The organism is Acidovorax sp. SUPP3334 (assembly GCF_030159055.1).
Classification (GTDB): domain Bacteria; phylum Pseudomonadota; class Gammaproteobacteria; order Burkholderiales; family Burkholderiaceae_C; genus Paracidovorax.
Genome location: NZ_BQXQ01000005.1, coordinates 124,808 through 146,977 on the forward strand (window position 1 = coordinate 124,808; position 22,170 = coordinate 146,977).

General features: G+C 63.2%; 23 protein-coding genes and 1 pseudogene. 10 read left to right on the plus strand and 14 right to left on the minus strand.

The genetic code is table 11. The features are described 5' to 3' along the window. Window positions 1-47: 47 nt before the first annotated feature. Both AVHM3334_RS04060 and AVHM3334_RS04065 read right to left on the minus strand, forming a co-directional pair. Window positions 48-473, minus strand: a complete 426-nt coding sequence (locus AVHM3334_RS04060; protein WP_284409864.1) for an ExbD/TolR family protein — start codon at window positions 471-473, stop codon at window positions 48-50. Between the two features lie 70 nt (window positions 474-543). Beyond that, window positions 544-1,173 (minus strand): MotA/TolQ/ExbB proton channel family protein, encoded by a 630-nt coding sequence (locus AVHM3334_RS04065; protein ID WP_284409865.1) that lies wholly within the window; start codon window positions 1,171-1,173, stop codon window positions 544-546. Between the two features lie 373 nt (window positions 1,174-1,546). On the opposite strand from AVHM3334_RS04065, the gene xseA reads away from it, so the two are divergent. The 3 genes and pseudogenes from xseA to AVHM3334_RS04080 form a co-directional block, all read left to right on the plus strand. Beyond that, window positions 1,547-2,869 (plus strand): exodeoxyribonuclease VII large subunit, encoded by a 1,323-nt coding sequence (gene xseA / locus AVHM3334_RS04070; protein ID WP_284409867.1) that lies wholly within the window; start codon window positions 1,547-1,549, stop codon window positions 2,867-2,869. Between the two features lie 141 nt (window positions 2,870-3,010). Next, window positions 3,011-3,592: a Fe-Mn family superoxide dismutase gene (locus AVHM3334_RS04075; protein WP_284409869.1), complete on the plus strand. Its 582-nt coding sequence runs from the start codon at window positions 3,011-3,013 to the stop codon at window positions 3,590-3,592. A gap of 257 nt (window positions 3,593-3,849) precedes the next feature. Next, window positions 3,850-4,359 (plus strand): annotated as a pseudogene (locus AVHM3334_RS04080) (IS630 family transposase); the annotation flags it as partial. 98 nt (window positions 4,360-4,457) lie between these two features. Here the strand turns inward: AVHM3334_RS04080 and AVHM3334_RS04085 are convergent. Continuing rightward, complete coding sequence (locus tag AVHM3334_RS04085) at window positions 4,458-4,946, minus strand: DUF192 domain-containing protein (RefSeq protein ID WP_502869850.1); 489 nt, start codon at window positions 4,944-4,946, stop codon at window positions 4,458-4,460. A 123-nt stretch (window positions 4,947-5,069) separates the two neighbouring features. Continuing rightward, window positions 5,070-5,459, minus strand: a complete 390-nt coding sequence (locus AVHM3334_RS23860; RefSeq protein ID WP_349816607.1) for a hypothetical protein — start codon at window positions 5,457-5,459, stop codon at window positions 5,070-5,072. Between the two features lie 28 nt (window positions 5,460-5,487). Here AVHM3334_RS23860 and icd point away from each other — a divergent pair, with 28 nt between their 5' ends. After that, window positions 5,488-6,747, plus strand: a complete 1,260-nt coding sequence (gene icd / locus AVHM3334_RS04095; protein ID WP_284409873.1) for an NADP-dependent isocitrate dehydrogenase — start codon at window positions 5,488-5,490, stop codon at window positions 6,745-6,747. A gap of 106 nt (window positions 6,748-6,853) precedes the next feature. Here the strand turns inward: icd and AVHM3334_RS04100 are convergent, their stop codons facing one another. The 10 genes from AVHM3334_RS04100 to AVHM3334_RS04145 all read right to left on the minus strand — a co-directional run bounded on the left by AVHM3334_RS04100 (window position 6,854) and on the right by AVHM3334_RS04145 (window position 16,180). Continuing rightward, window positions 6,854-8,179, minus strand: a complete 1,326-nt coding sequence (locus AVHM3334_RS04100) for a S8 family serine peptidase (protein WP_284409875.1) — start codon at window positions 8,177-8,179, stop codon at window positions 6,854-6,856. Beyond that, window positions 8,176-8,856, minus strand: a complete 681-nt coding sequence (locus AVHM3334_RS04105; protein WP_284409877.1) for a zf-HC2 domain-containing protein — start codon at window positions 8,854-8,856, stop codon at window positions 8,176-8,178. The genes AVHM3334_RS04100 and AVHM3334_RS04105 overlap by 4 nt, the downstream gene beginning before the upstream one ends. Before the next feature lie 8 nt (window positions 8,857-8,864). Further along, window positions 8,865-9,443 carry an RNA polymerase sigma factor gene (locus tag AVHM3334_RS04110; protein WP_284409880.1) on the minus strand — a complete coding sequence of 193 codons (579 nt, stop codon included), beginning with the start codon at window positions 9,441-9,443 and terminating at the stop codon, window positions 8,865-8,867. Window positions 9,444-9,529: 86 nt separating this feature from the next. Further along, window positions 9,530-10,240, minus strand: coding sequence for a hypothetical protein (locus tag AVHM3334_RS04115; protein ID WP_284409882.1), 711 nt, complete (start codon window positions 10,238-10,240; stop codon window positions 9,530-9,532). Window positions 10,241-10,267: 27 nt separating this feature from the next. Beyond that, window positions 10,268-11,614: an enolase C-terminal domain-like protein gene (locus AVHM3334_RS04120; RefSeq protein WP_284409884.1), complete on the minus strand. Its 1,347-nt coding sequence runs from the start codon at window positions 11,612-11,614 to the stop codon at window positions 10,268-10,270. A 35-nt stretch (window positions 11,615-11,649) separates the two neighbouring features. Continuing rightward, window positions 11,650-12,609, minus strand: a complete 960-nt coding sequence (locus AVHM3334_RS04125; protein WP_284409885.1) for a 2-hydroxyacid dehydrogenase — start codon at window positions 12,607-12,609, stop codon at window positions 11,650-11,652. A gap of 86 nt (window positions 12,610-12,695) precedes the next feature. Continuing rightward, window positions 12,696-13,154, minus strand: a complete 459-nt coding sequence (locus AVHM3334_RS04130) for a nuclear transport factor 2 family protein (protein WP_284409889.1) — start codon at window positions 13,152-13,154, stop codon at window positions 12,696-12,698. Window positions 13,155-13,267: 113 nt separating this feature from the next. Continuing rightward, entirely contained in the window at window positions 13,268-14,179 is a 912-nt protein-coding gene (gene kdgD / locus AVHM3334_RS04135) for a 5-dehydro-4-deoxyglucarate dehydratase (protein ID WP_284409891.1), read from the minus strand. 38 nt (window positions 14,180-14,217) lie between these two features. Further along, window positions 14,218-15,189: a Bug family tripartite tricarboxylate transporter substrate binding protein gene (locus AVHM3334_RS04140; protein WP_284409893.1), complete on the minus strand. Its 972-nt coding sequence runs from the start codon at window positions 15,187-15,189 to the stop codon at window positions 14,218-14,220. Between the two features lie 145 nt (window positions 15,190-15,334). Continuing rightward, a complete protein-coding gene (locus AVHM3334_RS04145) occupies window positions 15,335-16,180 on the minus strand; it encodes a FadR/GntR family transcriptional regulator (RefSeq protein WP_502869847.1) in 846 nt (281 codons plus the stop codon). Between the two features lie 65 nt (window positions 16,181-16,245). On the opposite strand from AVHM3334_RS04145, the gene AVHM3334_RS04150 reads away from it, so the two are divergent. The 6 genes from AVHM3334_RS04150 to AVHM3334_RS04175 all read left to right on the plus strand — a co-directional run bounded on the left by AVHM3334_RS04150 (window position 16,246) and on the right by AVHM3334_RS04175 (window position 22,059). Continuing rightward, window positions 16,246-17,058 (plus strand): NAD-dependent epimerase/dehydratase family protein, encoded by an 813-nt coding sequence (locus AVHM3334_RS04150; protein ID WP_284409896.1) that lies wholly within the window; start codon window positions 16,246-16,248, stop codon window positions 17,056-17,058. Window positions 17,059-17,063: 5 nt separating this feature from the next. After that, window positions 17,064-17,993 carry an SMP-30/gluconolactonase/LRE family protein gene (locus tag AVHM3334_RS04155; protein ID WP_502869848.1) on the plus strand — a complete coding sequence of 310 codons (930 nt, stop codon included), beginning with the start codon at window positions 17,064-17,066 and terminating at the stop codon, window positions 17,991-17,993. Between the two features lie 70 nt (window positions 17,994-18,063). Then, window positions 18,064-19,035: a TRAP transporter substrate-binding protein gene (locus AVHM3334_RS04160; protein ID WP_284409899.1), complete on the plus strand. Its 972-nt coding sequence runs from the start codon at window positions 18,064-18,066 to the stop codon at window positions 19,033-19,035. Window positions 19,036-19,140: 105 nt separating this feature from the next. Further along, window positions 19,141-19,629, plus strand: a complete 489-nt coding sequence (locus tag AVHM3334_RS04165; protein WP_284409903.1) for a TRAP transporter small permease — start codon at window positions 19,141-19,143, stop codon at window positions 19,627-19,629. 13 nt (window positions 19,630-19,642) lie between these two features. Further along, window positions 19,643-20,938, plus strand: a complete 1,296-nt coding sequence (locus AVHM3334_RS04170; RefSeq protein WP_284409905.1) for a TRAP transporter large permease — start codon at window positions 19,643-19,645, stop codon at window positions 20,936-20,938. Between the two features lie 20 nt (window positions 20,939-20,958). Then, a complete protein-coding gene (locus tag AVHM3334_RS04175; RefSeq protein ID WP_284409906.1) occupies window positions 20,959-22,059 on the plus strand; it encodes a lactonase family protein in 1,101 nt (366 codons plus the stop codon). Window positions 22,060-22,170 lie beyond the last annotated feature (111 nt).

Here is a 22,170-nt window from a genome sequence, read left to right on the forward strand (position 1 = left end):
AGGCGAAGGGGAACGGGGCGGCTGCGGCCCGGCAGCAGCCATCGCGGCTATTTGCCGGCGCTGGCCGTCGATTGCGTGGCGAAGGTGATCTGCGACAGACCCACGCGGCGCGCGGCTTCCATCACCGTCACGACCGACTGATGCGGCGAATTGGCATCTGCACTGATGATGACGACGCTGTCCTTGCCCGCACTGGCTGCAGCAGCCAGCGCCTGCGATACGACCTCGACGCTTTTGCCATCCACGGCGGTTTTGTTGATCGCGTAGCGCCCATCGGCAGCCACGGCCACGATGACTTCCTTGGGGTGGTCGCGTTGCTGCTCGGCATCGGCCACGGGCAGCGTCAATTGCAGTTCGGTGAATTTGCTGTAAGTGGTGGACAGCATCAGAAAAATGAGCACCACCAGCAGGACATCGATGAACGGAATCAGGTTGATTTCGGGCGCTTCGGTGGGGCGTTGGCGAAAGTTCATGGTCGTTCAGCCGATCGATGTTGCGGGAACAGGGGGCGCACCGCCACCGCGCAAATCCCGGGCAGCAGCATCATTTGCGCAGCCGGCAGATGTGCCGCACGAACTGTTCGGAGGCGAGTTCGAGGGTCAGAAGGTAGCCGTCCACCCGGCTGCGGAAATAGCGCCAGAAGATCAATGCGGGGATGGCGACGATGAGGCCGAACGCCGTGTTGTACAGCGCGATCGAAATGCCCTGGGCCAGCTGTGCCGGGTTGCCCCCACCCGACTGGCCGGCGCCTGCCTGGGAGCCGAAAATCTCGATCATGCCGATCACCGTGCCCAGCAAGCCGAGCAGCGGAGCGGCGGATGCAATCGTCGCCAGCGCGCTGAGGTACTTTTCAAGGCGATGGGCGACGGCCCGGCCCGAACTCTCCATGGCTGCACGCACATCGGCTTCGCTGCTCTGGGGATTGCTGTTGAGCGTGCGCAGGCCGCTGGCCAGCACTTCGCCCAAAGCGGAGTTTTGCGCCAGCTGGTTCACCACGTCGGGCGTGGGAAGGGACCGGGAAGACACCGTGATGGCTTCATCCAGCAATTTGGGGGGAGCGACCCGTGCGGTCTTGAGAGCGATGAAGCGCTCCACGACGAGTGCCAGCGCCAGAACGGAGCAGGCTATCAAGGGCCAGATCGGCCAGCCTGCGGCTTGTATGATCGACAGCAATTCTCTCTCCGCGCAGATGGAAGCAATCCGCGATTATGGCCCAGTTGGTGCGGCGATTCGCACGGCGAACCGGCCATTCGCCATTACGCCCAACCACCACTCCCGAGTCCCGAGCTCCCCATATTTTCTGTGGATAACTTTGTGGGCAACCATGCCGCAATGGCCCGCCAAGCGGCACCAATCCGTAGATTTGACAGATTGATGAAAATTAACGCACTGAAAAACCTTTCTGAATCAACAGGTTGCACGTATTTGCTGGCGATGCGCTGCCATTCGTTCTGCGATTACCCTGCATCAGGCCCCCAGGGCGCGCTGTGGACTACTGCATTGCCGCAAAGGTCCGCCAGCCTTTGCGCGGCGGGTATCTGACGCCATGAACCTTGCAACGGCGCCCCGAATCTGGGAAGTCGGCGCGCTATGCCGCGCCATTGCTGATGCCCTGGAGGCACGGTTCAATCCTGTCGCGGTGCGGGGCGAGATCACGGGCTTTTCCCGCGCGTCCAGCGGGCATTGCTATTTCACGATCAAGGACGGGCAGGGGCAAATCCGCTGTGCCATGTTCCGCCGGGCAGCCTTGCTGCTGGACTTTTCGCCGCGCGACGGGGAGTTGGTCGAACTGAGAGGCCGCCTGGGTGTGTACGAAGCACGGGGAGATCTGCAGCTCATCGTCGAAAGCATGCAGCGGGCAGGGCAGGGAGCACTGTTCGAGCAGTTCTTGCGCCTGAAAACACAGCTGGAGGCGGAAGGGCTGTTCGACAGCGCGCGAAAGCGGCCACTGCCGCTGATGCCGCGCGGCATCGGTTTGGTCACCTCACCCGGTGCAGCGGCGCTGCACGATGTGGTGACGGCGCTGCGGCGGCGCGTACCGCACATTCCGGTGACGCTGGTGCCAGCACTCGTGCAGGGAGCCAGCGCTGCCGCCTCGATGCGTTCAGCGCTGTCCAAACTTTATGCGATGGCCGATGGCGGCGGCGCGTCGGGGGCACGGCCCAATGCCTCTCTGCCGCCAGCGCCGGTCGATGTAATCCTGCTCGTACGGGGCGGCGGGTCCATCGAGGATTTGTGGGCCTTCAATGACGAACACCTCGCACGCCTGATCGTGCAGAGTCCGGTGCCTCTCATCTGTGGGGTGGGGCACGAGACGGACTTCACCATCGCCGATTTTTGTGCCGACCTGCGGGCGCCCACGCCGACGGCTGCCGCCGAACTGGTGTCTCAGCCGCGCGCGGTCTGGCTGGGAGCGATCGATTTGCTGGGCGAGCGTCTGTCGGACGCTGTGCAGTCGCAGTTTGATGTGCGCCACCAGCGCCTTGACCTCGTCACCCAGCGCCTGGGCCGGCCCTCCGGACTGGTCGCGCGCCAACAGACGCGGCTGGCCAGATTGGCCGAACGCCTGCGCCACAGCGTGCTATTGAAAATGCAGCGCCTTGCGCAACGCCAGCAAGCGCTGGAGGCCGAAATGAATCAAACGCATCAACGCCATTTCACGCGACAGGCGGAGCGGCTGGAGCGCTCAGCCCTGCGGCTGCAATTGCTGGACCCGAAGCTCGTGTTGCAGCGCGGCTATGCCTTGCTGACCGATGTGCAGGGACAGCCGATCACCCAGGTGGCCCAGGTGCGGCCCGGCGACGCCGTGCGGGCCGCGCTGACGGATGGCGAGATCGATCTGGAAGTAGCGCAGCGCCGTTTGCTGTGATGGGGCAGTCGCAGTCTTGGCAATTGGCTGCGGCCTACAGCAACCCCTGCTATTACTTTCTACAATCGCCGCTTGGACTGCCCGGCCCCAGGGGGCGGCAGTGTCCATTCCAAGAATTTCAACCCACGAAGGACCTGCACCATGGAACATACCCTGCCACCGTTGCCCTACGCGATCGACGCCCTGGCGCCCCATTACAGCCAGGAAACCCTGGAGTACCACTACGGCAAGCACCACAACGCGTATGTGGTGAACCTGAACAATCTGCAAAAGGGCACCGAATTCGAAAGCATGGCGCTCGAAGAGATCGTCAAGAAGTCGAGCGGCGGCATTTACAACAACGCGGCCCAGATCTGGAACCACACCTTCTTCTGGAACTGCATGGCGCCGAGCAGCGGCGGAGAGCCCACCGGTGCATTGGCCAACGCCATCAACGCCAAGTGGGGCAGCTACGCAGCCTTCAAGGAAGCTTTCGTGAAGAGCGCGGTGGGCAACTTCGGCTCCGGCTGGACCTGGCTGGTGAAGAAGGCTGACGGCAGTGTGGACATCGTGAACACGGGAGCCGCAGGCACCCCGCTGACCACGGCCGACAAAGCCCTGTTGACGGTCGATGTGTGGGAACACGCTTATTACATCGACTATCGCAACCAGCGCCCCAAGTTCGTCGAAACCTTTTTCGACAAGCTGGTGAACTGGAAGTTTGCTGAAAGCAACTTCGCCTGATTGCTTGAATCGCAATCATGAAAAACGGCCCGCATGAGGCAATGCCAGTAAGTTACTCATAAGTCAGTAACTTAGGGGACACTCTCTTGCGCAGTGCGGCGATCGGTGCTTTCATTGACGGCATGAAACGAGACGGACGCACCCTGGCCCACAATGTGTTGGAAGAAATGCGTATGCTGGCCGACAGGCCGCCCGCGCAGCCTCACACCCGTGCAGGAGCGCCAGGTTTTTCGCTGGGTCAACGGCAAAAACCCACGTCGGGCTTTCGCGCTGATGCCGTGCATGGCAAGACCTGGGGAGCCAAGGGCCAGACCCCGGTCGTGGAGCGCCCGGGCCAGCGCCAGTCGATCTCGGCGGCCTCAGCCGTCAACTCCAAAGGGGCGTTCTGGTTTGAGACCTACCAGGGAGCGCTTACAGGCGAGTTGTTAGTGCAACTGCTCAAGAACATGATGGCCGAGCGTGAGAAACCCGTGCACTTGGTCGTCGATGGCTTGCCGGCTCACAAGAAGGCCCTCGTCAAGCAATACGTGGCAAGCACGGCAGGCGCATCGACGTTGCACTTCCTGCCCGGCTATGCGCCAGACCTCAATCCAGATGAGCTGGTATGGAGCCACGCCAAGCGCACAGGGGTGGCACGCAGTCCATTGCGAAAGGGGGAGAAGCTCAAGGAGCGTGTGGATGCGCAGTTGCAGTCGGTGGCTGAAGATCCTGCACTCATCAGGTCATTCTTCAGACACCCATCTGTCGCCTATATTTCTGACTTGTGAGTAAGGCTGAGCGGCATTGCTCCTGAGGGAGCCGTTTTTCATGGGTGTTCCATAGAAGGCGCAGCAGGATCCGCCCGACTTCGCAGGATGCCGCTTTTTCAGCGACGTGCGAAAGAAGTGCCAGACAGTTTGGCTCCGGCTTTGACGCCTTTCTTGGCAAACCAGCCCTGGTTCATCTCCAACACGTAGCGCACCGGTTTTTCAGAGCAATGGGAGTCTTCCGTCTGCGGCTTCATATCGGCCAGGTTGACGATGGTCCCATCGTCCGCAACGAAGGCAGCTGTCAACGGCAACAGCGTGTTTTTCATCCAGAAGCACTGCACCGCAGGTTCCTCGAATACGAAGAGCATGCCTTCCTGCTGCGGCATCTCCTTGCGGTGCATCAGCCCGATCTGGCGCTCCTGTGGCGATACGGCCACTTGGGCATCGATGCGATGCATGCCAGCTCCAAGTTCTACGCGCTGCAAATTCAACTGGGGAGATTCCTGGGCAGTGGCGGCCGTTCCAGCGGACAAGACCAGGGCTGCGAAAACAGTCGCGAGGAATTTTGGCGAGCGGTTCGCTGCGCGCGAAAGAAAAGATTTCATCATCCGGCGTTCCATAGATGCAATGGGAGTTCGAAGGGTAGCAGCCCACAGCAAAAAGCCCGCTTGCGCGGGCTTTTTGAAGGGCCGGCCACCGTGGCGACAGGCTGTGCTGGCAAGTGAGACTCAGGCAGCGGACTTTGCGTGCTTCTTGGTTGCCTTCTTGTGAGCCACTTTGTGCGCTGCAGGCTTCTTGGACTTGGCCTTGGCGTGTGCCTTAGGAGCGGGTGCTGCTGGCTCGGCGCTGGGGGCGGAGGTCACTGCGGGCGTTGCAGGTGCGGCTGGCGCTGCGCCTTGTGCAAAAGCACCAGCGGCGAACAGACCAGCAACCAGGATAGCGAGGAGTTTTTTCATATATGCCAATTCCTTGATGAGGTTCGGATGAGAGCCGCGCGAAGTGCCGCGAAGCACCTCCACAACGGGGCCGCAGTGACGGCCGTTGACAAGAAAAATGTGATTTTTTTGTGACTTAGAATCATCGGCTGTATCGCGTTCGCCTGACCAGCTCAAGCCCATTCATCGTTTCACCGGAGAGACCCGTTCCATGACCAGCTACCAGCACATCAAGGTGCCTTCCGAAGGCCAGAAGATCACCGTCAATGCTGACATGTCATTGAATGTGCCGGACCAACCCATCATTCCGTACATCGAGGGCGATGGCACGGGCCTGGACATCACTCCCGTGATGCTGAAGGTTGTGGATGCAGCCGTGGCGAAGGCCTACGGCGGCAAGAAAAAGATCCATTGGATGGAAGTGTTTGCGGGTGAAAAGTCCACCAAGGTCTATGGCCCGGACGTATGGCTGCCGGAAGAAACCCTGCACGCCGTGCGCGACTATGTGGTGTCGATCAAGGGGCCTCTCACCACGCCCGTGGGTGGCGGCATTCGTTCGCTGAACGTCGCATTACGCCAAGAGCTGGATTTGTATGTGTGCCTGCGCCCGATCCAGTATTTCAAAGGCGTGCCTTCCCCGGTGAAGGAGCCCGAAAAAACCAACATGGTGATCTTCCGTGAGAACTCGGAAGACATCTATGCGGGCATCGAGTTCGAAGCAGAATCCGAAAAGGCGAAAAAGCTCATCAAGTTCCTGCAAGACGAGTTCGGCGTCAAGAAGATCCGCTTCCCCGAGACTTCCGGCATTGGCGTGAAGCCTGTGTCCAGAGAAGGCACCGAACGCCTGGTGCGCAAGGCCCTTCAATACGCCATCGACAACGACAAGCCCAGCGTGACGATCGTGCACAAGGGCAACATCATGAAGTTCACGGAAGGCGCTTTTCGTGACTGGGCTTATGGATTGGCTGCCAAGGAGTTCGGTGCCGAACTGATCGATGGCGGTCCATGGATGAAATTCAAGAGCCCCAAGACCGGCAAGGAAATCACGATCAAGGACAGCATTGCGGACGCCTTCCTGCAGCAGATACTGTTGCGCCCGGCGGAGTACAGCGTCGTGGCCACGCTGAACCTGAACGGCGACTACATCTCCGACGCCCTGGCCGCGCAAGTGGGCGGCATCGGCATTGCGCCGGGTGCCAACATTTCCGACACCGTCGCGATGTTCGAAGCCACGCACGGCACGGCACCCAAGTACGCAGGCAAGGATTACGTGAACCCGGGTTCAGAGATCTTGTCGGCAGAAATGATGCTCCGCCACATGGGCTGGACGGAAGCCGCAGACCTCATCATCAGTTCCATCGAGAAGTCGATCGCCAGCAAGAAGGTCACCTATGATTTTGCCCGTCTCATGGAGGGGGCGACGCAGGTGAGCTGCTCTGGTTTCGGTCAGGTCATGATCAACAACATGTGAAGAGCTGAGCAAGGTGCCGAAGGTGCCTGACTTGCGAAGGCGACCCTTGAAGTTCCGGCGGGATTTCAGGGGTTTCTTTTTTGTCGATTGCCGAAGTCGCTCTGCTTCAGCGCTCTGCGAAACGTTGGCGGTGATTTGGCAGCAACTCCAAGGCACGTTCGGCGTTGACCATGACGGGCGGCCTGTCCAGGCTCTTTTCGCTGTCCATCAACAGGCTTTTAAGGGTATTGGTGTCGAGTTGCGGAGCGCTGGCTTGGATCAGCGCAATCATTCCGCTCACGTGAGCCGCCGCCATTGACGATCCGGTCGCGAAATCGTAGCGACCCTGCGGTTGCAGCGTGAGCACGTCTTTGCCCGGGGCTCCCAGAATGCCCTTGGCCATCAGGTTGGGATTGTCTGCTGCACCTACGACGATCACGCCCGGCACACCGGCCGGAAAACCGGTGCGTTCGCCATTGGCGGGAAGCGCTGCGACGATGGCCCGGCCTTGTTTGACCAACTGTCCCAAAAGGGTGCTCAACAGCGGGTCGTCGGGGCCGCCCAAGCTCAGGTTGATGGTGCGAGCGTCCGAGGACATGACGGCCACCAGCGCTTTGGCCAGCGTGAATGAGTTGCAGCGTGCACCAGCCGAGGGCTGGCCTGCCGGATACCAGCATGCCTTGTAGAGGCTTATCTTGGCTTCTGGCGCGATGCCGACGATGCCCTGCAGGTTGTTGCCGACTGCGGCAATGATGCCTGCCACCTGGGTGCCGTGCTGGTCCTGCTGAAACGTGGCGGCGTTTTCGTCCACCAGGTTATAGACGGCATCGATCTGCCCGCGCAGGTCTGGATGCTCGGTCTGCGCGCCGGTGTCGATCACTGCGACATGTGCACCTTTTCCGGTGCTGATCTTGTGGGCACGGGCAATCTGCATGTCGCCAAAGCCTTGCTGCAAAGGCATGTACGGATCGTTATAGGCCACTGCCGGGGACTGGGGCTCCGGGGTTGCGTTGACCGAGAAGTCCTGAAGCGGCTGAGCCAACTGAACGCGGTCATCGCGCGACAGGTCTTGCAATAACGCCTCGCGCGAGGCAGTCGCGTTGATTTCGAACACCACGCAATGAGCGTTCATCGGGGGGATTGGCCACGCGGCCACTTCCCGCAGCCCATAGTCCGTAGCGATGGACTGAACCGCCTTGGCGGCACGATTGCCCATCGTGTAGCGGGGTGGGGCGCCATAGCTCGAAAGGCTGGTGCCCGCGCGCCCCGGGACATGCTCCAGCGGATTCGGAACGGCAACGATGATGTACTTTGCGCTGTCCGCCCTCATGCGGGCTTCGCCGGAGAGTTTCACTCCTGAAGAGTCGGCGCCGGAGGCCTCCGGCGAACTGGTGGTGCAGCCGGAAAGCACCCCGGCAAGTAACAACGCGGCAGCGCAATAACGCAGTTTCATGGGGTGCCTCCGATGGGTTCCACCATTTGCATGCCAGGCGTGCTGCGAAGCCGCTCCAGGGCTTGGGCGTTCGCACGGCCTGCATCCCTGGTGGATACGGCGTAAGCGCCCATGGCGTTCGGGCCGCTGACGACCTGCAGATCCAGCGACTGCAGCAAGGTCTTCCAGTCGGCCAGCGTTATCCGCCCGTCGGGAACGACACGTATGGCGTTGGGCATGCCTGCATCTGCAGCACGCACGATGGCGGGCGGGGTGCTCAACGTCTGGAAGGTGGAAGGCTCCTCGTCCGCCAATCGATGGCCCATGAAGGCGAGCGCGACGGCCTGGAGCACCGCGAAAGTCGCCAGCGCATACGTCAACCTGCCAGCGGGACGCCGCTGCACAGGGGTCGGCTTGGGCAGCGGCTGGTCCAGCAAGGCGCCCATTTCGATGCGCTCCAGCAACTTGTGCAGCCCCGCTTGTTCATCGGGCATGTTGACGGGTGGCAAGGTCATGGCAGTCTGGACCTTCTGTTGCATCTGGAGTTCTGTGCGGCACTCGGCGCATTGGGCCAAGTGCTTTTCGACATCGGCACGCTGTTGTTCGCTGGCACTGCCGTTGACGATCCATGGCAACGTCTCTTGGGTGAGAACGTGGGAGCGGTCTTGTCTTTGCGAGCCTGGGAGACGGTAAGGCATATTCAGTCCTATTGAGCGGTACTGCGAGTGGCCAAGGCAGGCAGCAAGTTGCGCAGCTTCAGGCGTGCATGGAACATGCGCGCTTTCACGGTGCCAACGGGTGATTGAGTAATGACCGCGATCTCTTCCAGCGAATGCCCGCCGGTGTAGGCCAGTTCCAGCACGAGCCGCTGGTCCACAGAAAGTTTTTCCATGCCTTTGTCGAGCCAGTTGCGCAGTTCCCTGGCATCACCCGGATCGGAGGAAAGATCGGGCTGCGCTTCCACTTCGTCGTCGGACAACTGCAGTGTGTGCGCGCCGCCATCTTGGCGCAGCGCCTTCAATCCGCAGCGATAGGCGATGCCCATGATCCAAGTGGAAACCTTCGACTCCTCGCGGAAATTGCCTGCTTTTTGCCAGACGATCCAGAAGCAATCATTGATGATTTCTTCGATCAGGTCGGCCCGGCGGGTGAGCCTTGTCAAGAATTGGCACAACCGGCGGTGGTAAGTGCGGTACAAGGCCGCCAACGCTGCTCGATCGCCGGCCGCGATGCCGTGCAGCAAGTCGATATCGGTCGAGTCGTCAGGAAAGGAAGGGGCGGCCATGGTGCGAAGTGAGGGCGGTTTGGCGTCTTGCGGCGTTTGATATTGCACCGTAAGTGCCCATGGTGCACCAAAAGGTTGCTACCGCTTCAAAAAGAACGCGCCCACATGAAAGACCAGTTACCCGCCACGTTGCCCGGGTACACCGAATTCGCCCGGCTATCGGCTGTCAGATAGCTGAGCGTGGCACGCCAGGGGCCCTGGCGCCAAGCCAACCCGACACTTCCATAGGCGTAGCGACCTTGTGGCCTGACTTGTGCCAGCCCGATGGTGCTGGTCAGCGAAAATTGATCGTCCAATGGCAGTCGGCCCCCCATATCGAGGGCCCATCGCATGGGACGCGCCCTATCAATGGTGTGTGGATAGCGAAATACCGAAGCGCCGGCGACGATCAGATCGCGATAACTGAAGCTCAGGCCCGTCTCCAGGCGATCCAGCAGTTGGGCCGTCGGATTGTCCGGATAAGCGTAGTACTGCGTGACGGCCTGATACTGCCAGTCATTGGACAGCACCCCGTCATAGGCGAGGCGGACGATCGCGCGGCCGTATCGGCGGCCATTCGTTTGCATTCCCAGCACGGCACCGGCCGACCAGCCCGTGGCGTCGTAGAGGGTAACGAGTCCCTGAACGATCGGTCGCCGGATGGGGGTCTGGAATCCCCGCTCGGTGAGATCGCTGCTCACTGCGATCTCACCGGTCACGTCACGGGTCTGTGCGACGCAACTGGCCGTTGCTCCCAAAAGGATCAAAGGCAGCAGGTTGCGGGCGGGGCTGTTGATCCAATTTGAGCAAGAGGTCATGACAGCAGTTTAGGCCAGCTCAGCCGTTCATCGAACCAGGCAAGGCTGTTTGGGGTCGAATGTCCAGCCGGCGTGCAGGTATTGCATTGCGATGCTGTCATTTCTTGAGCCCAGGCCATGTTGCTGGTACAGCTGATGGGCGCGCTCCACAGCCGCCATGTCCAACTGGACGCCCAGACCTGGGGTTTGCGGCACGGTGACATGCCCATCGACGATCTGCAAGGGCGACTGGGTCAGGCCCTGGCCGTCCTGCCAGATCCAGTGGGTATCGATGGCGGTGACCTTGCCGGGCGCTGCCGCCGCCACATGCGTGAACATCGCCAGGGACACGTCGAAGTGGTTATTGGAATGCGAGCCCCAGGTCAGGCCCCAGTCGCGGCAGGTCTGCGCCACGCGAACGGAGCCCGCCATGGTCCAGAAATGCGGGTCGGCCAGTGGAATGTCCACAGACTGCAGCGACAGGGCGTGCACCATCTGCCGCCAGTCGGTGGCCACCATGTTGGTGGCTGTGGGAAGCCCCGTGGCCCGCCGGAATTCGGCCATGACCTCACGGCCCGAGAAACCGTCTTCAGCACCGCAAGGGTCTTCCGCATAGGCGAGCACGCCATGCAGGTCGCGGCACAGGCGCACGGCGTCTTTCAGCAGCCAGCCCCCGTTCGGATCGAGCGTCACGCGGGCCTTGGGGAAGCGTTCGTGCAGCGCACGAATGGCCAGCACTTCGTCTTCGCCGCGCAGCACGCCGCCCTTGAGCTTGAAATCGTTGAAGCCATAGCGCGCATGCGCAGCTTCGGCCTGGCGGACGATGGTCTCCGGCGTGAGGGCTTGCAGGTGGCGAACGCGGCTCCAATCGCTTTCAGCGGCATCGACATCTTCGGCCCGCACGTAGGGAAGATCGGTCTTGGCCGAATCGCCGATGAAAAAGAGATAACCCAGCATTTCCACCCGATCGCGTTGTTGCCCTTCGCCAAGCAGCGCCGCCACCGGCACGCCCAGGTGCTGTCCCAGCAGGTCGAGCAGTGCCGATTCGACGGCGGTGACGGCATGGATGGCGATGCGCAGGTCGAATGTCTGCAGGCCGCGCCCGCCGCTATCGCGCCCTGCCAGCGCACCCTGCACCTTTTGCAGCAGCGCAAGGTGGTTGCCGACAGGTTGGCCGACCAGCAGCGGCCTGGTGTCTTCCAACGCCTGCCGGATCTTTTCGCCACCCGGCACTTCACCCACCCCGGTGCGCCCGGCGCTGTCGGTCAGGATGAAGAGGTTGCGTGTGAAAAACGGTGCGTGCGCGCCGCTCAGGTTGAGCAGCATGCCATCGCGTCCGGCGACTGGAATAACGCGCACTTCTGTGACGACTGGGATGGAAATGGCAGTGGGCATGGTGATGGGCTTCGGAGAATTCGGAGCGAGGTGATTCAAGGACCTGGCACCGGAGCGCGAACCGCTCCCGTACCGTAGAAAGCGTGCAGGTTGTCCAGCACCAGGTCGGCCATGGCGCGGCGGGTTTCGTGGGTGGCACTGGCGGTGTGCGGCGTGAGCACCACGTTATCCAGCGCCTGCAGCGCGGCGGGGACGGACGGCTCGTTGTCGAAGACGTCCAGCCCGGCACCGGCAATTCGGCGGTCTGCCAGCGCTTCGATCAGGGCCGTCTCATCGACCACGCTGCCGCGCGCGACATTGATCAGAAAACCACGGGGGCCCAACGCATCGAGCACCGTGCGATCAATGAGATGGCGGGTTTCTGCGCCACCGGCCACCGTGAGCACCAGGTAATCGGCCCATCGGGCCAACTCCACCAGGGACGCGAAGTAGGGCATGCTGGATTCTCCGCTGGGGCGGCGGTTGTGATAGCCCATCTCCATGCGAAAGCCCGTTGCACGTTCGGCCACGGCCTGGCCGATGCGGCCCATGCCTACGATGCCCAGGCGCTTGCCGGACACCCGGCTCTGCGGCGCAAACCGCGCATGGGTCCAGTCGCCGCGACGGACGAAACGGTCGCTCGCACTCACGCCGCGCGACACGTCCAGCAACAGGGCGAAAGCCATGTCTGCCACGCAGTCGTTCAGCACACCGGGGGTGTACCCGACCTGTATGCCGCGCGATCTGGCCGTAGCGACGTCCAGCGCGTCGAATCCCACCCCGAAGCTGCTGATGACTTTCAGGTTCGGCAAGGCATCGATCACCTCGCGCTTCAAGCCGATGGAGGCCGAAGTCACCACCCCGGTGAACTCCTGGCCCCGCTCGGCCAGAAAGAGCGATGAATCCGGTTGGTCCGACAGGAAAACCACGTCGAACTGCTCGGCAAGATCGGTTTCGAGGGCCGGCAGCGGCAGGCGGGCGATTTGCAGGATTCGGGGCCGATGTGTGGTGCTCATGGCGGAAGTTGCGGCTGCGTTGACGGCGATTCAAAGCCGATGGCGAAGGCCGGATGTCGATCCGGCCTTCGAGGGGGAAAGAAGCGTCAGTGCGCCGTGCGAACGGCCTGGCGGGCCAGCAGTTTCCAGTCGGCGCCTTGCTTTTGCCAGACGCCCAGGATCTTGATCTGCACCTTGCCGGGCTTGCCCGAGTCGTTGGTGTCGGCCGTGAGGGTGTGGCGAACGATGGCCGCGTCACCCACCACCTTGATCGTCTGGTCGCTGATCACGATGGTGACGAAATCTGATTTACCGGCCATCAGATCGCCGATGAAGCTGGCCTTGGTATCCACGCGGCCGCCGGAATGGCCGTAGCTCAGGTCGTCCGCCACCAGTTGGCCCAGGGCCGCCGGGGTGGGATCGATCATCGCGATGCGCAGGCGCTCGGCAGCGGTGGCGACCGCCTGCTCTGACGGAGCACCGGAATTCATGGACGTTGCGGCGCAACCTCCCAGGGCGAAGATGGTGACGGCAGTCGCCGCCGCAAGGAACAGTTTTTTGTACATGGCTTGTCTCGGTTGGTTTGGTTTTAGGGTCGCCACGTGTCCGATTGCCACTTCACCGGCGTCCGTGCACGGCCGGACGCCGGCTTTCCGCCGGCAAGTCTTCGTGCTTGGGCTTATTGCGGGCCGAGCTTGTCGATGAGGGCCTTGAGCTCTTCCATTTCGCCCGGCTTCAGGTCGGTGAGGGGGGCACGCACCGGGCCGGCATCGTGGCCAACGATCTTGGCGCCCGCCTTGACGATGCTGACCGCATAGCCCGCCATGCGGTTGCGCAGTTCGAGGTAGGGCATGAAAAACTCGCGCAGCAGGTGGTGCTGGGTCGCCAGATCGTCATTCGCCACGGCCTTGTAGAAGTCCATCGCCGTCTTGGGAATGAAGTTGAACACGGCCGACGAGTACACGGGCGTGCCCAGTGCCTTGTAGGCTGCGGCATACACCTCGGCCGTCGGCAGGCCGCCCAGGTAGGCGAAGCGGTCACCCATCCTCATGTAGATGGAGTTCATCGATTCGATGTCGCCCACGCCGTCCTTGAAGCCCACCAGGTTGGCGTTGCGCTCGGCCAGGCGTGCCAGCGTCTCCGGGGCGAAACGGCTCTGGCCGCGGTTGTAGACGATCACGCCGAACTTCACGCTCTTGCAGACTTCCTCGACGTGTGCGGCCAGGCCTTCCTGGCCGGCTTCGGTCAGGTAGTGGGGCAGCAGCAGAATGCCGTGCGCGCCGGCCTTTTCTGCGGCCTGTGCGCACTGGATGGCGAAGCGGGTCGGGCCGCCGGCGCCCGCGATGATCGGCACCTTGCCGCGGCAGGTGTCCACTGCGGTCTTGATGATGCCGGGATATTCGTCCGCCGTGAGAGAGAAGAACTCACCCGTGCCACCCGCTGCGAAGAGCGCGCTGGCACCGTAGGGCGCCAGCCACTCCAGACGCTCGGCATAGCCCTTGGCGTTGAATTGGCCCTGGGCATCGAAGTCCGTGAGCGGAAACGACAGCAGGCCGGAGCCCATGATGGTCTTGAGTTCTTGAGGTTGCATGGCGGTACGGTAATGAAGTGGGGAAAGGTCAGGGGAAATCAGTCGAGGCGGATCTGCGCATCCGACACCACGCTGGCCCAGCGTGCGCGTTCCTTCTCGAAGAACTTGTCTTGCTCGGCGACCGCCATGGTCACGACCTCTGCGCCCTGGCCAGCCAGCCGGGAGCGGATTTCAGGCGTGCGGATGACGGAGATGAGCGCGGTGTTCAAGCGCTGCACGATGGGGTCCGGCGCGCCGCGCGGCACGAGAATGCCTTGCCACGTGCCTGACTCGAAACCGGGAATGCCTTGTTCGGCGATGGTCGGCACATCGGCCAGCAGCGGCATGCGGGTGCCCTTGGACAAAGCCAGCACCTTGAGCTTGCCGCTCTGCACGTGGGGCAGGGTGGCCAGCATGCCGTTCATCAGCACTTGCGTCTGGCCGGCCATGGTGTCCTGGATGGCGGTCACGCCGCCCTTGTAGGGCACGTACTGCCAGCGAGCACCGCTGGCGCGCTCGAGCGCCACGCCGGCCAGGTGCGGCGCGCTGCCCGTGGCGGTCACGGCGAAGTTCAGGTCGGCCGTCTTCGACAGCGCGATCAGTTCTTTCAGGTTGTTGGCCGGCACCGAAGGGTGCACCACCAGCATGTGCGGCGAATAGGCCAGCATGGTGGCGCCGCGAAGGTCCTTGGACGGATTGAAAGGCAGCTTGGTATAGACGGAAGGGCTGATCGCCAGCGCGCCGACGTCGCACAGCAGCATCGTGTAGCCATCCGGCTGGGCCTTGGCCACGAAGTCGGCGCCCAGGTTGCCGTTGGCGCCGGGCTTGTGCTCGACGATGACGTTCTGTTTCAGCATGTCCGACAGCGGCTGGCTGATGGCACGCGCGATGATGTCCGAACTGCCGCCCGGAGGGTAGGGCACGATGAGGCGCAACGTTTTCGTGGGCCAATTGGCGGTCTGGCCCATGGCGGTGGTGCTGGCGAGGGCGGCGGCACCATAAACCATGGCGTGGCGGCGGTTCAAACTCATCACATGTCTCCTTGCCTTGGATAAAAAATTTCTTGTTGTACGTCATCATACAACTGAAAAATAGCAAGGCACAAGCGCCAATCACCGCATTTCCATGCCTCTTCGGGTTAACGAGGAGGTGCCCCCGGCAGCCGATATGAGGCGATCAGGCGCCTGGATGCGCCATCGCGACTGCGGCCATTGCAGCATCCGGAGTAGTGGCGGCAGGGGTATTGGCGGCTTCCTGGGCCAGTCGCAGGCGCTCGCGGCTGTTGGTCAGGTGAATGCGCATGGCAGCGCGCGCGGACTCCGGGTCCTTGCGGGCGATGGCCGAATAGATCTCTTCGTGCTCGCGATTCACGCGGCTCAAATATTCATGCCCGCGCACGGCGTTGCGAATGCCCGAAATGCGCGTGCGTGGAATCAACGTCGTGCCGAGGTGATTCATGATGTCGGCGAAATACGGGTTGCCCGTCGCCTCGGCGATCTGCAGGTGAAAGCGGAAGTCATGCCCCACCGTGTCGCCTCCCATCGCCACGTTGTGCTCGAAGTCGTCCAGTGCCTGGCGCATGGCCTGCAGGTGCGTGTCGCTGCGGCGCATGGCTGCCAAGCCCGCCGACTCGGTTTCGAGGCTGATGCGCAATTCCAGCACCGCCAGCACATCGACCGAGGCGGTCAACTCGGACGGGTCCAGCCGAAATACGCCGCCTGCGCGCGGCGGCAAAACGAAGGTGCCGATACCGTGGCGCGTCTCCACCAGGCCGGCCGCCTGCAGCTTCGACAACGCCTCCCGCACGACGGTGCGGCTCACATCGTGGGCCCGCATGATTTCCGACTCGGTGGGGAGTTTGTCGCCCGGCGTGAGCAGCCGGTCGCGGATCTTTCCCGCAAAATCTTCCACCACCGCGTTGGTCAGTCCACGGGCACGGCGAACGGGCGGCGCGGACATGGGTGAGGCCAGGGATTCGCTGTGCGGGGTGAATTCGGGTAATCCCTTTATCGATGTGGCCATGGCGGTGATGATAATCGCTCAGCGTTGTATGACAACATATGACAAATACTAGCCAGAGGAGCTTCATGAGCCAGCCGTCCCGTTTACCCCGTCTTCTGTTGACCGGCGCCGCAGGCGGCCTCGGCCAGGTGCTTCGCGAGAGGCTTCGTCCCTACGCAGAAGTGCTGCGCCTGTCCGATATTTCGGCATTGGCGCCCGCACGCGGCCCTGACGAAGAGGTGGTGCCCTGCGATCTGGCCGACAAGTCCGCAGTGGACGCCCTGGTGGCCGGCTGCGACGCCATCGTGCACCTGGGTGGTGTTTCGGTCGAGCGGCCTTTCGAGCAGATACTGGAAGCCAACATCAAGGGCGTGTTCCACATCTATGAAGGCGCCCGCCGCCACGGCGTGAAGCGCGTGGTGTTCGCCAGCTCCAACCATGTGACCGGCTTCTATCGCCAGGACGAGCGCATCGATGCCAACGCACGCCGCCGGCCCGACGGGTACTACGGGCTGTCCAAGTCGTTCGGCGAAGACATGGCGAGCTTCTATTTCGACCGCTACGGCATCGAGACCGTGAGCCTGCGCATCGGCTCGTCGTTCCCCGAGCCGCGCGATCGCCGCATGATGAGTTCCTGGCTGAGCTACGACGACCTCACGCAACTCGTCGAAAAGGCCCTGTTCACCCCGGACGTGGGCCATACCGTGGTGTACGGTGCCTCCGCCAATCGCGATCTCTGGTGGGACAACCACGCGGCCGCGCACCTGGGTTTTCAGCCCAAGGACAGCTCGGAGCCCTTCCGTGCCAAGGTCGAAGCCCAGCCCGCACCGGCCCCCACCGATCCCGCCGCCATCTACCAGGGCGGTGCCTTCACGGCCCAAGGCCCGTTCGAAGGATGAGTGCCATGGACACCGGCGCGGAACTGGTGCTGGATGCGCGCTGCGCCACGGGCGAGAGCCCGGTGTGGCGCCCCGCGGAGCAGGCGCTGTATTGGGTGGACATTCCGCAGGGCGTGTTGCACCGCTGGTCTGCGCAGTCGGGGGAACAGGCGCAGTGGAAGGCGCCTGAGATGATTGCCTGCATCGCTCCCGTAGCCGGCCATTCGGGCCGCTGGATGGCGGGCCTGGAAAGCGGCTGGTTCCAGCTGGATCTGCCGGAGGACGGCGCAGTCTCGGGCGCGTTGCAGTCCCGCCGCGTCGCCGCTGCTGGTCACGCCCGGCCGGGCATGCGCTTCAACGATGGCCGCTGCGACCGCCAGGGCCGCTTCATCGCCGGCACCATGCTGCAGGACATGGGCGCTGCCGCCCGCGTGGGCAAGGTGTACCGGTTCGGCGCCGAGGAAATGGCTGCTGGCGCGGGCACCGACCTGGGCCTGGGCGAGCTGATCGTACCCAACGGCATCGCCTTCAGCCCCGACGGGTGCACCATGTACCTGTCGGACTCGCACCCCCAGGTGCAGGCGATCTGGGCCTTAGACTACGACACCGATACCGGCACGCCGAGCAACCGCCGCCTGTTCGCCGACATGAACCCGCTGCCCGGCCGGCCCGATGGCGCGGCGATCGATGTGGATGGCGGCTACTGGATCTGCGGCAACGACGCAGGCCTGGTGCACCGCTTCACGCCGGATGGCCGGCTGGACCGCTCCCTGGCCGTGCCGGTGAAAAAACCCGCCATGTGCGCCTTCGGCGGATCGCAGTTGGACACGCTGTACGTGACCTCCATCCGCCCCGGCGGCGTGGACCTGTCGGACCAGCCTTTGGCTGGCGGTTTGTTTGCATTGCGGCCCGGCACCCAGGGAATGCCCGAGCCAGAATGCACCGCCCACGGTTGAGTTCGGCGCGGCTCCCCATCGTTTTCTCCCCCAAACGTATTTCCAACAGCAAAAGAGACGAGGCAAACCCATGAAATTCATCAAGACCACCCTGGCGGCGCTGGCCGCGCTGACGCTGAGCTTCGGCGCCGCGCAGGCCACCGAACTGCGCTCCGCGGACATCCACCCCGACGACTATCCCACCGTGACGGCCGTCAAGTTCATGGGCGAACGTTTGAAGGCCCTGTCAGGCGGCAAGCACACCATCAAGGTGTTCAACAACGGCGCTCTGGGCAGCGAGAAGGACACCATCGAGCAGGCCAAGATCGGTGCGCTGCAGATGGTGCGCATCAACATCGGCGCGATGAACAACATCTGCCCCGAAACCGTGGTGCCCACGATGCCGTTCCTGTTCCGCTCGGTCGAGCATCTGCACAAGGTGCTGGACGGCCCCATCGGCGAAGAGATCCTGAAGGCGTGCGAAAAGCAGGGCTTCGTGGGCCTGGCCTATTACGACAGCGGTGCCCGCTCGATGTTCACCGCCAAGCGCCCGGTGCGCACCTTTGCCGACATGAAGGGCCTGAAAGTGCGCGTGCAGCAGTCCGACCTGTGGGTGTCGATGCTCGAAGCCATGGGCGCCAATGCCACGCCCATGCCGATGGGCGAGGTGTACACGGGCCTCAAGACCGGCCTGATCGATGCCGCTGAAAACAACTACCCCACCTACGAAAGCTCGCGCTCGTTCGAAGTGGCCAAGTACTACACCAAGACCGAGCACTCGATGGCCCCCGAGATGCTGCTGTATTCCAAGCGCGCCTGGGATCGCCTGTCGCCCGAAGAGCAAGGCTGGATCCGCCAGGCCGCCAAGGAGTCGGTGCCTTACATGCGCAAGCAATGGGCCGAGCGCGAGATCAAGTCGCTGGCGACGGTGAAGGCCGGCGGTGCCGAAATCATCGAAATCGACAAGACCGCGTTCCAGGCCGCCATGAAGCCCGTGTATGACAAGTTCATTCCGGACGCCAAGCTCAAGGACCTGGTCAAGCGCGTTCAGGACACCCAGTAAGCCCCTTCACCGCCCACTTCCTGAAGTGGGCTTTTTTTGCTCTTAAATTAATAGCATGGTGCCCTAGCGGATATTGCGCCGGGGGCCTTTTTCATTCATAACGACATGTATACCCAAATTTGCCGCACGCTTGCCCGTGTCTGCATGTGGCTGGGCATCCTCGGCCTGGTCGCAGTGATCTGCGCCGTGAGCTGGCAGGTGTTCGGCCGCTATGTGCTCAACAACACCCCCACCTGGGCGGAAAGCCTGGCCTTGCTGCTGGTGATCTACGTCACGATGTTCGGCGTGGCCGTGGGCGTGCGCGACGCCGGCCACATCGGCCTTGAATCGTTCCTGGTGCTGGCGCCCGACTGGCTGCGCCTGAAGATGGAATACCTCATCCATGCGCTGGTGCTCGTGTTCGGTGCCGTGATGGCCTACAGCTGCGCGTCGCTCGCGCAGTCGGTGTGGGACTACCGGCTGCCCACGCTGTGGATCTCCGAGGGTTGGAAATACGTGCCGGCCACGATCGCCGGGGTCCTGATCGTGATGTTCTCGATCGAACACATCATCGCGCTGGCCCAGGGCCGCGAAGTCGAACCCGCCTGGGGCTGAAGAGAAGAACATCATGACCGTGCCACTTTTGATCCTGAGCGTGTCGTTCACGCTGTTCCTGCTGCTGGGCGTGCCCGTGGCGTTTTCCATCGGCCTGTCGGCCCTGGCCACCCTGCTGTACGAAGGCCTGCCCCTGGAGGTCGGCTTTCAGCAGATGACTTCTGGCATGGGCATCTTCTCGTTCCTGGCCATTCCGTTCTTCATCTTCGCCGGTGAGCTGATGCTGTATGGCGGCATCGCGGACCGCATCGTCAATTTCGCGCGCAGTTTGGTGGGCCACGTGCGCGGCGGGCTGGGCATGTCCAATGTGGTCGCCTGCACGCTGTTCGGCGGCGTCTCGGGCTCGCCGGTGGCCGACGTGTCGGCCATGGGTGCCGTGATGATCCCGATGATGAAGAAAGAGGGCTACCACGCCGACTACGCCGTCAACGTGACGACGCACGCGGCGCTGGTGGGCGCGCTCATGCCCACCAGCCACAACCTCATCATCTATTCGCTGGCGGCGGGCGGCAAGGTGTCGATCGCGGCGCTGATCCTCGCGGCGCTGATTCCTGCGCTGGTGCTCACCCTCAGCAACCTGGCGGCGGCGTACTTCGTGGCGGTCAAGCGCGGCTACCCGGCCGGCACGTTCCCGGGCTGGCAGATCGTCGGGCGCTCGTTCGCCGCAGCGCTGCCGGGGCTGTTCATCGTCGTGCTGATCCTGGGCGGGATTCTCTCGGGCATCTTCACCGCGACCGAGTCGGCCGCCGTCGCCGTGCTGTATGCGCTGGCCCTCACGGTGTTCCTGTACCGCACGCTGACATGGGACCACTTCATCAAGGCAGCGTCCAAGGCGGTTCGCACGACCGGCGTGATCCTGCTGCTGATCGGCATCTCCAGCACCTTCGGCTATCTCATCAGTCTGTACGGCGTGGCCGAACTCACGGGCCAGATGCTGTCGCAGGTGACCAGCACGCCATGGGTGATCTTTTTGCTGATCAACATCATCCTGTTCGTGCTGGGCACGTTCCTGGACATGGCCGCCACCATCTTGCTGTGCACACCGATTTTCCTGCCCATCGCCCAGCACTACGGCATGAGCTCGGTGCAGTTCGGCATCGTCATGCTGATCAATTGCGCGCTGGGCCTGAACACGCCACCCGTGGGCACGACCCAGTTCGTGGGCTGCGCGATCGGCGGGGTGTCGGTGGGCACGGTCATGCGCACCATCTGGCCGTTCTATGGCGCGCTGATCTTCGCGCTGGCGCTGGTGACCTTCGTGCCGGCTTTCTCGACCTGGCTGCCCAGCATGTTCATGGTGGTCAAGTGACTTTGAAAAGAGAGCAATCCATGGCCCTTCCTTCTGCCTTTTTGCGCGCTTCGGCGCTGGCGCCCCTGGCCGCTGCTGTGCTGATGGCGGCCAGTGGCGCGGCGTCGGCCGCCACCTGGGTCTATGTGTCGAATGCCGACAGCCAGGATGTGTCGGTGTACGAGCTGGACCGCGCCGCGGCCCGGCTGCAGCCGGTGGAAACCCTGCCGGTGGGCGGGCAGGCCATGCCCATGGCCGTGTCGCCCGACAAGCGGCAGCTCTACGTGGCCCTGCGCTCGCAACCCTTTCGCGTGGTGACGCTGGGCATCGACCCGGCCAGCGGCCGGCTGAAGAAGCTGGGCGAGGCGCCCCTGGCGGACAGCATGGCCAACATCGACACCGATGCCACCGGCCGCTGGCTGTTCGCCGCCTCGTACCCGGGCCACAAGATCACGGTCAACAGCATCGACAAGGACGGACTGGTGGGCGCGGTGCAGCAGCTCATTCCCACGGCGCCCAACGCGCACGCCATCCATGCCGACGCAGCCAACCGCTACGTCTTCGCGACCAGCCTGGGGGGTGACCATCTCTCCAGTTGGCGCTTCGACGCCGCCACCGGCAAGCTCACCGCCAACGAGCCGGCGCTGACCGCCATCGCCCCCGAGAAGGCCGGCCCGCGCCACTTCGTCTGGGACAAGGCGCAGCGCCACATGTACGTGGTGGACGAGCTCGACGCGGCCCTGCATGTGCTGGACTACGACGCGGAGCGCGGCACCCTGCGCGAAGTGCAGCGCACCACCACGCTGCCGCCGGGCTTCACCGGCAAGCCGTGGGCGGCCGACCTGCACCTGTCGCCGGATGGCCGCACGCTGTATGCCTCGGAGCGCACGTCCAGCACGCTGTCCACCTTCCGCGTCGATGCGGCCACGGGGCAGCTCGAACCACTGGGCCAGGTGCCCACCGAAAAATCTCCCCGCGGGTTTGCCATCGACTCGTCAGGGCGCTTTCTGATCGCGGCCGGGCAAGACTCCCACAGCGTTTCGCTGCATCCCATCGACCCGGCGACTGGCGTTCCCGGCACGCCCACGCGCGTGGCGGCTGGCAAGAACCCGAACTGGGTAGAGATCGTCGATCTGCCCTGAGCGGCCGGTGCATTGGCCGCCTCGCGGCGCTCAGCGCACGCGCGGCGCCCACACGGTCGCCAGCCGGCACCGCGCTGGTGGCCGTGGCCGTGGCCGGCCAACCTGGCAAAA